This is a genomic window from Streptomyces fructofermentans, from assembly GCF_014651055.1.
Taxonomy (GTDB): Bacteria; Actinomycetota; Actinomycetes; order Streptomycetales; family Streptomycetaceae; genus Streptomyces; species Streptomyces fructofermentans.
In genome coordinates this window covers 98369-109131 of record NZ_BMWD01000021.1, presented here as the reverse complement: position 1 = coordinate 109131, position 10763 = coordinate 98369, and the positions used below count along the sequence as shown (strand labels likewise).

9 protein-coding genes are annotated in these 10763 nt (G+C 73.6%); 7 read left to right on the top strand and 2 right to left on the bottom strand.

Going from position 1 to position 10763, the window contains the following annotated elements; all coding sequences use genetic code 11:
* Positions 1-15 precede the first annotated feature (15 nt).
* The gene (locus IE265_RS26185; protein ID WP_190038141.1) at positions 16-681 is read right to left on the bottom strand and encodes a bifunctional DNA primase/polymerase; all 666 of its coding nucleotides are present in this window, start codon (positions 679-681) and stop codon (positions 16-18) included.
* A gap of 527 nt (positions 682-1208) precedes the next feature.
* Here IE265_RS26185 and IE265_RS26180 point away from each other — a divergent pair.
* The 4 genes from IE265_RS26180 (at position 1209) to IE265_RS26165 (ending at position 7510) form a co-directional block, all read left to right on the top strand.
* A complete protein-coding gene (locus tag IE265_RS26180) occupies positions 1209-2657 on the top strand; it encodes a PP2C family protein-serine/threonine phosphatase (RefSeq protein WP_373303021.1) in 1449 nt (482 codons plus the stop codon).
* 89 nt (positions 2658-2746) lie between these two features.
* The gene (locus IE265_RS26175; RefSeq protein WP_373303018.1) at positions 2747-4234 is read left to right on the top strand and encodes an aminopeptidase P family protein; all 1488 of its coding nucleotides are present in this window, start codon (positions 2747-2749) and stop codon (positions 4232-4234) included.
* Positions 4235-4541: 307 nt separating this feature from the next.
* The gene (gene pdxR / locus IE265_RS26170; RefSeq protein WP_190038139.1) at positions 4542-5909 is read left to right on the top strand and encodes a MocR-like pyridoxine biosynthesis transcription factor PdxR; all 1368 of its coding nucleotides are present in this window, start codon (positions 4542-4544) and stop codon (positions 5907-5909) included.
* 317 nt (positions 5910-6226) lie between these two features.
* A complete protein-coding gene (locus tag IE265_RS26165) occupies positions 6227-7510 on the top strand; it encodes an MFS transporter (RefSeq protein ID WP_373303017.1) in 1284 nt (427 codons plus the stop codon).
* Between the two features lie 61 nt (positions 7511-7571).
* Here IE265_RS26165 and IE265_RS26160 read toward each other — a convergent pair whose 3' ends face one another.
* Positions 7572-8027, bottom strand: coding sequence for an ATP-binding protein (locus tag IE265_RS26160; RefSeq protein WP_190038137.1), 456 nt, complete (start codon positions 8025-8027; stop codon positions 7572-7574).
* Between the two features lie 224 nt (positions 8028-8251).
* Here IE265_RS26160 and IE265_RS26155 point away from each other — a divergent pair, with 224 nt between their 5' ends.
* From IE265_RS26155 to IE265_RS26145, 3 genes are all read left to right on the top strand, one after another.
* Positions 8252-9085, top strand: coding sequence for a hypothetical protein (locus IE265_RS26155; protein ID WP_190038136.1), 834 nt, complete (start codon positions 8252-8254; stop codon positions 9083-9085).
* Positions 9086-9217: 132 nt separating this feature from the next.
* Positions 9218-9976 (top strand): YcnI family copper-binding membrane protein, encoded by a 759-nt coding sequence (locus IE265_RS26150; RefSeq protein ID WP_190038135.1) that lies wholly within the window; start codon positions 9218-9220, stop codon positions 9974-9976.
* Between the two features lie 93 nt (positions 9977-10069).
* A complete protein-coding gene (locus IE265_RS26145; protein WP_190038134.1) occupies positions 10070-10741 on the top strand; it encodes an SCO family protein in 672 nt (223 codons plus the stop codon).
* The last annotated feature ends 22 nt before the right edge of the window (positions 10742-10763 follow it).

Genomic DNA, 10763 nt, shown 5'->3' with positions numbered 1-10763 from the left:
CCCGCGCCCGCACGCCTACAACTCGGGGGCGCTCACACCCGTACGAGTGAGGGCCTCCACGACCGCGTCCACCACGGCCTCCACGTCGGGCACCCAGGGGGCCGCCGAACCGGGCAGCGGAGCCCGCTCCCAGCAGATCGGGCCCTGCCCCGTCTCCGACGGGGGCAGCGCCACATAGCCGCCCTCGCCGTGGAAGCGCAGCGAGCCGGGCACGTAGTCCTTCGCGTAGAGCAGCTCGCCCAGCTGCTCCAAGGAGTAGGGCTTCACCAGCAGCGCCCAGCGCGTCGGGGACGCGATCACGGGGCCGAGGCGCATGCCCATGCGGTCGAGCGCGCGGAGCGCCCGGGCGGCCGCAGGGGCCGGCAGGCTCACCGCGCACGGCGCGCCGCCGCCGGTGGCGAGGACGATCGGCGCCGAGGGCCGGTTCGTCCACCACCAGCGCACCATGCGCTCGTCGGTGGTGGCCGCGAGCAGGCCGGGGTCGAAGGGGTGGGCACCGGGCACCGTGCACTCCGCGTCGGGGCACGCGCAGCGGGCCCGCCCCTGCGGGTCCGGAGCCACGCCCGGGAGTACGGGCCACTGCCATGCGGTCGCGAAGGTCAGGGCCGCACTGAGCATCTCAGGCCTCCCGTCGTTTCGCCTGGACAGGAGCCTTCGTCGCCTTCCGAGGATCTCGCGCATGTGCGCTCGTTCCTTTCCGTTGAACGCCGAGGAACCACATCACACCATGTGTCGATCACTTCACTGTGCGCATCTGCCGTCGCATCACGCCCCGGTCCTGGACAAGGGGCGCCCCCGTGGGCCACGCGTTGGCCGCGTCCGCTTCCGTTGCTGCGTCCGGCCAAAGCATGGGCATGGCGTGGGGTGGCGGCGCCTGGCGAATTGCCGTCCCGCGTACTTCCAGCCGCCTCCGCCACGGGAGGATGGGGCACGGTCGTCGGTGGTTAGGACGCCCGGGTCCGTCGCCAGGTTCCGGGACTAGCCCAACCACTCCTGGCCTTCACCGAGTACGTACCCATCACGACCGCTGTGACGCTCCGTCGAACGAGGCCAGTCGACCGCAATACGCCGAGACTCGAGTCAGTTTTAAGCCAACTTTGCAATTCCGCAACAGACGCACGGACACCAGGAATCCCGGCAGGACAATGCTGGACATCCCCTCCTGAGTGCGTGTAGATGTGGAGACACTGCCAGCGGCGCAGAATGACATGGGGGTTTGCGATGCTATTCAGCAAAACGCACCGGTCGGAAAGCCGGACGCCATGAACGCCCCTCACCTCCCGAAAGTGGCCGGAATCGATTCAACGGTTCCGTCACCCACACACACTGTCGCGCCCATGCCGGCAGCCGCGGATGCCCCCTCGGACGCCGCTCCGCACGCCCCGGGTGCCGTTCTCCAGGACAGACTCGCAGGCTGGGTCTCCGATCTCACGACCCTGCACGAGCTGACCGAGCGGCTGGCGCGCACCGCGTCGCTGTCGGACGCACTCCAGGAACTTCTGCGCGCCGGAGCCGCCCTCGTGGGCGCCCGGCGCGGTCTCGTGGTGCTGGAGCCGGGTGACGGCCTCGGACCGGACACCACCATCGGCCTCGGCCTCGCCCGGGCCGACCTCGGACACATCGAGACCGTCCCCCGCAGCTCCATGTCGTACGGAAGGATCCTCGACGGCCTGCCCGGTGGCGAGGGCGAGATCGCCCAGCCGGACCTGCTCTCCGAGGACGGCCTCGACCCGCGGCACCGCGAGGTCGCCGCCCGGCTCGGCTACGCCGCCAGTTACGCGCTCCCCCTCTCCACGGAGACGGCGGGACGCCTCGGCGCCGCCGTGTGGCTCTACGACGAGCCCGCCGAGCCCGTCGAGCGGCAACGGCACCTGGTCGGCCTGTACGCGCGCTACGCGGCCGAGCACCTGGCCCGGCTGGTGGAACTGGAGCGCACGCGCGCGTGCATGGCGACGATCTCGGAGGAACTGCTCCCCTCGCGGCTGCCCCGCGTCTCCGGCGTCCGGCTCGCGGCCCGGCACCGCACCGGACCGCGCGGCGGCGGCGACTGGTACGACGCTCTGCCCCTGCCGGACGCGGCGCTCGGTCTCGCGGTCGGGTCCGTCACCGGGTCGGGCCCCAGCGCCGTGGCGGCCATGGGGCGTCTGCGGGCCTCCCTGCGCGCGTACGCCGTGATGGAGGGCGAGGACCCCGTCGCCGTCCTGTCCGACCTGGAACTGCTGCTGAGGCTCACCGAGCCGGCGCGCTCCGCCACCGCCCTGTTCGCGTACTGCGAGCCCGCCCTGCGCAAGATCACGCTGGCCGGGGCGGGGCACAGCCCGCCGCTGGTGGTCGGCGAGCGCCGCACGGAGTTCGTGGAGACCTCCCTGTCGGCGCCGCTGGGCATGCTCGCCTGCTGGGAGGCGCCGAGCGTGGAGTTCGAGGCGGAGGCCGGAGAGACGGTTCTGCTGTACACGGACGGGCTGCTGCACCGCACCGGCGACCCCATGGACCGCGCCTTCGCGCGGTTGCACGCGGCCGCGGCGAGCGTCCCGAGGGCGCTGCGCGCGGACCCGGGAGCCGTCGCCGACCACGTGCTGAGGACCGTGCTCCCCGACGGCCTGGACGCGGCCGACAGCGACGAGGACGTGGTGATCCTCGCGGCGCACTTCGAGTAGGACTCCGGTAATGGGTCTTCCGGCCCTGGGCTCCCTTCAGCACGACCGTACGATGGAGGGCGTCCAGAGACTTACAGAGGAGGCAGACCGTGTCGGAGGCGCTCACCCCGGAGACCCCGGAAGCCGTGCTTGACGATGCCGCCGACCAGGCGGAGCCGGAAGAGCCGATCAAGCAGCGCAAGAACGGCCTGTACCCGGGCGTGTCCGACGAGCTGGCCGAGAGCATGAAGTCCGGCTGGGCCGACACGGAGCTGCACGGCCTGGAGCCGATCCCGCAGGCCGCGCACACCGCCGCCCGCCGCGACGCGCTCTCCGCCCGTTTCCCGGGCGAGCGCCTGGTCGTCCCGGCGGGCAACCTGAAGACCCGCTCGAACGACACGGAGTACCCCTTCCGCGCGTCGGTCGAGTACGCGTACCTCACCGGCAACCTGACCGAGGACGGCGTGCTGGTCCTGGAGCCGGTGCCGGGTGGCCACCGGGCCACGATCTACCTGCTGCCCCGCTCCGACCGCGAGAACGGCGAGTTCTGGCTCAGCGGCCAGGGCGAGCTGTGGGTCGGCCGCCGCCACTCGCTCGCCGAGGCCGAGCAGCTGCACGGCATCCCGGCCGCGGACGTCCGCGAGCTGGCCGCCGCGCTGGCCGAGGCGACCGGACCGGTCCGGGTCGTGCGCGGCCACGACGCCGGCATCGAGGCGGCCCTCACCGACAAGGTCACCGCCGAGCGGGACGAGGAGCTGCGCGTCTTCCTCTCCGAGGCGCGGCTCGTCAAGGACGACTTCGAGGCCGGTGAGCTGCAGAAGGCCGTCGACTCGACCGTGCGCGGCTTCGAGGACGTCGTGAAGGTCCTCGACAGGGCCGAGGCCACCAGCGAGCGCTACATCGAGGGCACCTTCTTCCTGCGCGCGCGGGTCGAGGGCAACGACATCGGCTACGGCTCGATCTGCGCCGCCGGCCCGCACGCCTGCACGCTGCACTGGGTGCGAAACGACGGACCGGTCCGCTCCGGCGACCTGCTGCTGCTGGACGCCGGCGTGGAGACCCACACCCTCTACACGGCCGACGTCACGCGCACGCTGCCGGTCAACGGCACGTACACGGAGATCCAGAGGAAGATCTACGACGCGGTGTACGAGTCCCAGGAGGCCGGCATCGCCGCGGTGCGGCCTGGTGCCAAGTACCGCGACTTCCACGACGCCGCGCAGCGCGTGCTGGCCGAGAAGCTGGTCGAGTGGGGCCTCGTCGAGGGTCCGGTCGAGCGGGTCCTGGAGCTGGGGCTCCAGCGCCGCTGGACCCTGCACGGCACCGGCCACATGCTCGGCATGGACGTCCACGACTGCGCGGCCGCGCGGACGGAGACGTACGTGGACGCGACGCTGGAGCCGGGCATGTGCCTGACCGTCGAGCCGGGTCTGTACTTCCAGGCCGACGACCTGACCGTGCCCGAGGAGTACCGCGGCATCGGTGTCCGGATCGAGGACGACATCCTGGTCACCGCCGACGGCAACCGGAACCTGTCGGCGGGGCTGCCCCGGCGCTCCGACGAGGTCGAGGCGTGGATGGCGTCCCTGAAGGGATGACCTCTCCCCGGGGGCGCGGCGAGCGCCCCTGACGACCGTCGCTCGACCGATGGCCGGGTGTTCGCGTGAACACCCGGCCATCGGCGTGCCCGGGGCCGTGCCGTCGTGCGGGGGGGGGTCCGGCCCCGGGCACCCGGTCAACGGGGCCGGTGGGCGGTCCCCGCGCCGGGCTCGGGTGCGTCACAGGGCGGGGGGATCGTCCCCAATACTGGCCGTGTCCGGGTGCTCATGCGACGCGGCGGGACGCCGCGCCGCCGTGGTGCGCCCGCCGGGGAGCACGGGACGGTCCTGAGGGGGGCGGCTGGTCGTGGACGACTTCTGGTCCGGCATCGGTGTCGATCTGCATCTGGAGCCGGACGCGGGGGCGGGGCGCCGCTCGGGGCTCGAACGGGCCCTGCGGGACGCCGTGCGCGACGGACGGCTCGCCCCCGGCACCCTCCTGCCCGCCACCCGGCGGCTCGCCGTCGAGCTGGGGGTCTCGCGGGGGACGGCCAAGGCCGCGTACGACCAGCTCGTGGCCGAGGGCTATCTGACCGCGCGGCAGGGTTCGGGGACCCAGGTGGCCGTGCTGCCCGCGCGGTCCCCGGACCCGGCACGCGACCCGGCACGCGCGCGTGCGCCCCTGTTCGATCTGCGGCCCGGCAGCCCCGACGTGGGCTCCTTCCCCGTGGCGGCCTGGCTCCGGGCGCTGCGCCGGGCGGTGGCGGCCGCGCCCTCCCCGGCGTACGACTACGGGGACCCGCGCGGCCGGATCGAGTTGCGTACGGCGCTGTCCGGGTATCTGGGGCGGGCGCGCGGGGTGATCGCGCCTCCCGAACGGATCGTGGTGACGTCCGGATACGTGCAGGGGCTCGCCCTCCTCACTCGGGTGCTGGGCCCCGGCGCGATCGCCATGGAGGACCCGGGACTCCCCTTCCACCGGGACGTCGTACGGCACAACGGCGGGACCGTGGTCCCCGTCCGGGTGGACGGGCGGGGAGCCGGCGCGGGCGTGCCGGGGGACGCGGCGGCCGTCGTCGTGACACCCGCGCACCAGTACCCGACCGGGGTCACCCTGCACCCGGAGCGGCGGCGGGCGCTCACTGACTGGGCACGCGCGGGCGGCGGGCTGATCGTCGAGGACGACTACGACGGGGAGTTCCGCTACGACCGGCAGCCGGTCGGAGCGCTCCAGGGCATGGCGCCCGGGCACGTGGCCTATCTCGGGACGGCGTCCAAGACGCTCGGTCCCGCGCTGCGGCTGGGCTGGATGGTGCTGCCGCCGCACCTCGTCGACGCGGTCGCCGACGCCAAGCTGCACAGCGACCACCACACCGAGTCCATCGGCCAACTCGCCCTCGCCGAGCTGATCGAGGGCCACGCGTACGACCGGCACGTCCGCGCGAGCCGGCTGCGGTACCGGCGGCGGCGCGACCGCCTGCTGGAGCGGCTGGGCCCGCTGCGGGGCGTACGGGGTGTCGCGGCGGGGCTGCACGCGCTCGTCGACGTGCGGGACGAGGACGCGGTCCTGGAGCGGGCCGTCGCGGAGGGGCTCGCGGTGGGGTGGCTCGGGGAGCACTGGCACACCCCGGGCGACGGCCTGCCGCAGGGACTGGTCGTCGGATACGGGACGCCCCGCGAGCACGCCTATCCGCAGGCGCTGGAGGTCCTCGGCCGGGTGCTCGAAGGCCACTGAGCCACGGGACACCCGGCGGGAGGGCCCGGTCCGGCGGGAATTGGAACAGGAAACCGCCCGGACATTGGGCCTGCCGAGGGTTCCAATGCGTCCGTAGCGTCGCGGTCATGACGCATCGTGAGACGCCGGGCGGCGCCACCGCCGGAGGGAACGTGCCGGGGACCGTCGGGGCCACCGGCGCTGACGCGGCTGAGGGGACCGACGGGGCCGGCCGAGCCCCTGGGGCCGTGCGGTCCGTCGGGGTTGCCCGGGCCGCCGGGAGGGCGGGGCGGCCGGTACCGTCCGCCGGACCGCGACGCGTCCTGGCCCTCGCCCAGTTGAGCAACTCCGTCGGGGACGGTGCCTTCTACGTCACGTCCGCCCTCTACTTCACCCGTGTCGTCGGGCTGGCCCCCGCGCGCGTGGGGCTCGGGCTCACGCTCGCCTGGGCGGTCGGATCGGTGGTGGGCGTGCCCCTGGGACGGCTCGCCGACCGGCGCGGGCCGCGCGGCACATCGGTACTGCTGGCGTTCGCGACCGCGCTCTCGGTCGCGTCCTTCCTCGTCGTACGAGGCTTCGTGCCGTTCGTGCTCGCGGCCTGCGCGTACGCGGCCGCGCAGTCGGGGCTCGCGGCGGCCCGGCAGGCTCTGCTGGCCGGGCTGGTCCCCCGCCGGGAGCGGACCGGGCTGCTCGCACGCCTCCAGTCCACGCTCAACGCGGGTCTGGCGGTGGGCGCGGGCCTCGGCGGGCTGGCGCTGCACGCGGGGACGCGGACGGCGTACCTCTCGGTGTTCGCCCTCGACGCGGCCTGCTTCGCGCTGTGCGCCGCGGTGCTGCTGGGGCTGCCGTCCGTGGCTCCCGCGCACGCGCGCGTGGCGGCCGTCGAAGGGCACGGGCGCCGGCGGCCCTTCGGACGGAAACGGCGCCCCGGTCCCGGGGGGAGGCGGCCGCGGACGGGGGTGCGGACGCCCGGGCGGGGCCGGGACTCGGCCGCGGGGGTGCTGCGGGACCGGCCGTACGTCGTCGTCACGCTCCTGAACACCGTGCTGCTGCTGCGGATGCCGCTGCTGACGCTGGGCGTCCCGCTGTGGATCGCCGAACGCACCGCGGCTCCCGCCTGGACGGTCTCGGCGCTGTTCGTGCTCAACACCGCGGCGGTGACGCTCTTCCAGGTACGGGCGGCCCGCGGGGTGACGGGACCCGCGTCGGCCACCCGCGCCATACGGCGTTCGGGCCTCGTCATGTGGGCGTCGTGCGCGGTGTTCGCGCTGTCGGGCGGCGGCTCGCCCCTGGTGGCGGTGGCCCTGCTGACGGTCGGCGCGGTGCTCCAGGTCGTCGCGGAGATGCAGCAGTCGGCGGGCTCCTGGCAGCTGTCCTTCGATCTCGCTCCCGCCGACCGCGTGGGCGAGTACCAGGGCTTCTTCGGCACGGGGGTGACGGTGGCGCGCACCCTGGGCCCGCTGGTGCTGACGGCACTGCTCGTGGGATGGGGGGTTCCGGGGTGGCTGCTCCTCGGCGCCCTGGTGTCCGCGGCCTCGTACGCGATGGGCCCGGCGGTGCGCCGGGCGACGTCCGCCCGGTCGGCGGTGCCCGGGGTCGGGCCCCTGGCACCGGTCGGCTGAACCCCACCGGCGGGGTGCCGGAGGGGCGGGTCCCGGACCGGGCCTCAGCGGCGGCCGGGCGTCACGTGGCGACCAGCGGGGTGTCCTCCCGCCACTTGAGCATCTTGTCGAAGCTCACCACGGCGCCGCGGCGGCCCGGTTTGTTGCCGATGTGGACATGGTCGGCGAGTTCCTCGATCAGGCCGAGGCCCCGGCCGTTCTCGGCGTCGCAGCGGGCGGTCCTGACGGTGGCGCGGCTCCTCCCGGCCGGGAAGCCGGGACCGGAGTCGTCGACTTCGATCCGGCACGTCTCCCCGTCGAGGTAGGCCGTGACCCGGTAGGCCCCGTCGAACTCGCCGCGGACGGATTCGCCCCCGTGCTCGACGGCGTTGGCGCAGGCCTCGCTCAGCGCGACGGAGAGGTCGTAGGAGATGTCGGGATCCACCCCCGCGGACTCCATCGTGCCGAGCAGCAGGCGCCGGGCGAGCGGCACGCTCGCCGCGTCACGCCGGAGATGGAGGGACCACCAGATGCTCATGCTCCAGCCTCCTGGCTGCGGCTCGACATACCGTTACGTATTGCCGCCAGGACCCGGATGTAAGCGTGTTGTCGACGTGATGGCGCCCATACGGGGGATGTGCCGGGGCGATCGGCCGGTGTATGTGCGGACGACCGCGGCCAGAACGTGATCTTCCGGGCCGTACGTCATCTTGTGGACCTGCCGTATGGAGCGGGTGGGCCCAGTGCGATGATGAGCCCGCCATGACTGCCCCCCACCAGCCCGCGCGCGCCGGAGGTGATCTCCGGGTCCTCAGGGCCGCGGTGTTCACCGCGGTCTGCGTCGTGCTGGCCGCGGCCGGTCATGCGATCGCATCGTGCGCCACGGTTCCGCTGTGGTCGCTCGGCATCGGATTCCTCGCCGTGTTCGCCTTCGTGGCACCGCTCGCCGGCCGCGAGCGCTCGCTGCCGGGCATCGCCGCGCTCCTCGCGCTCGGGCAGACCCTGCTGCACACGCTCTTCGGGCTGGGGCAGCACGGCACGACGGCCACCGCGGCCGCCGGCGGGCCCGACCCGACCCTCGTGGCCCGGGCTGCCCGGCTGGTGTGCGGCGCCTCGGTGGCCACGCTCAGCCCCGCACAGGCCCAGCGCATCCTCGCCGACGCACGGCTCGACACGAGCGGTGCGGGCGGCACGGACACCTCGCACGCCATGCACGGGCAGGCGGGCGCGCTGCCGGCCGGCGCCTCCGGTGACGCCATGTCGTCGGTCCCCGCGCTGCCGTCACTGTCGATGGTGCTGCTGCACGTGCTCGCGGCCGTGGCCACCGGGTGGCTGCTGCGCCGCGGCGACGTCGCGGTGCGGCGCCTGCTGCGGCTCTCCGCCGACGGCGTGGCCGGGGCGGCGCTGGTCCACCTGCGCGGCGCCCTCGCGCTGGTCCGCGCACTACTGGCGGGCCTCCCGGGCACGTCCCCCGCGGTACCGCGGGCACCACGCGCCGCGGAGTGCACGGTGCCGGTCCTGCGCGCGGCCGCTCTTCAGCACTCGGTCGTCCGGCGCGGTCCGCCCGCCCTCGGCGCTCTCGACCTCGCCGCCTGACACGACACACCCCTTCCGGACGTACCACTCCCCGGGGGTGCCGTCGTGCGGCACGCGCGCGTGCCCGTTCCCGCGCACGCGCACCCCCGAAACTTTCGCCGAACCAGTGCTGAAAATGGAGTGTCTCCAGCCATGAAGGCTTCCCGCGTCGCCGTTTCCGGTGTCCTCGCCGCCACCGCCGCCCTCGCCCTCTCCGGCCCCGCGTTCGCGCACGTCAGCGTGCAGCCCGAGGGCACCGCCGCCAAGGGCGGTTACGCGACGGTCAACTTCAAGGTGCCGAACGAGCGCGACAACGCCTCGACCACCAAGCTCGAAGTCAACTTCCCGGCCGACCACCCGCTCGCCTCGGTCATGCCGCAGCCCGTCGCCGGCTGGACCGTGAAGGTCACCAAGTCGAAGCTCGACAAGCCGCTCGACCTGCACGGCAGGAAGATCGACGAGGCCGTCACCAAGGTGACCTGGACCGCCGACGGCAAGGGCATCCAGCCCGGCTTCTTCCAGAAGTTCCCGCTCTCCCTGGGCGCGCTGCCCGAGGACACCGACGAGCTGGTGTTCAAGGCGATCCAGACGTACTCCAACAAGGAGGTCGTGCGCTGGATCGAGACCCAGGAGAAGGGCGAGGAGGAGCCCGAGGCCCCCGCGCCGGTCCTCGCGCTGACGGCGGCCGAGGAGGGCCACCACGGGGCCGCGGCCGGCTCCGACGACGCCGACGAGGCCGAGAAGGCCGAGGAAGACCACGCCAAGGACGCGAAGGCCGCCGCCTCCACCACCGAGGCGTCCGCCGACAGCAGCGACACCACGGCCCGTGTGCTGGGCGTCGTCGGCATCGTCGTCGGTGTGGCGGGCGTGGCGTTCGGCGTGGTCGCCGGCCGTCGGCGCACCACCGCCTGAGGCCCACGCACCCCGCCGGTACGCACCGGGGGCCGTACCTGTCCGGTACGCCCCCGGTGCGGGCCGGAGATCTCACATCTGGGACATTTTCCTATGCGCAAGAAGACGTACGCCGTGGCCGCACTGCTCACCGCGGCCGCACTGACCCTCTCCGCCTGCGGCAGCGGTGACGACAGCGGCAACGCCGTCGCCGAGGTGTCCGCCGAGACCGGTTCCGACAGGGCCGCGACGGTTCTCGACAAGCCGTTCGAGAAGCCCGACCTCGTGCTGACCGACACGCACGGCAAGGAGTACGACCTCCGCGAGCAGACGGCGGGCAGGCCGACGCTGATCTACTTCGGCTACACCAACTGCCCCGACGTCTGCCCGCTGACGATGAACAACATCGCCGTCGCCAAGAAGCAGCTCGACCGGGACAAGCGGTTGTCGCAGGCCGAGAAGGACTCGCTGCGCATCGTGTTCGTCACGACCGACCCCGAGCGGGACACCCCCTCGGCGCTCGGCAAGTGGCTCAAGGGCATCGACCCGGACGCCGTCGGCCTGACCGGCTCCTTCGCCACGATCCAGGCGGGTGCCCGGACGCTCGGCATCTCCATCGAGGCGCCCAAGAAGGAGAAGGACGGCAAGGTCGTCTCGATGCACGGCACGCAGGTCATCGCCTTCAACCCGAAGACCGACGGCGGATACGTGCTGTACGGCGAGGACGCGACCGTCGACGACTACACCGAGGACCTGCCCGAGCTGATCAGGGGCGAGAAGCCGTGACGCGTCGCACGGTGTCCGCGGG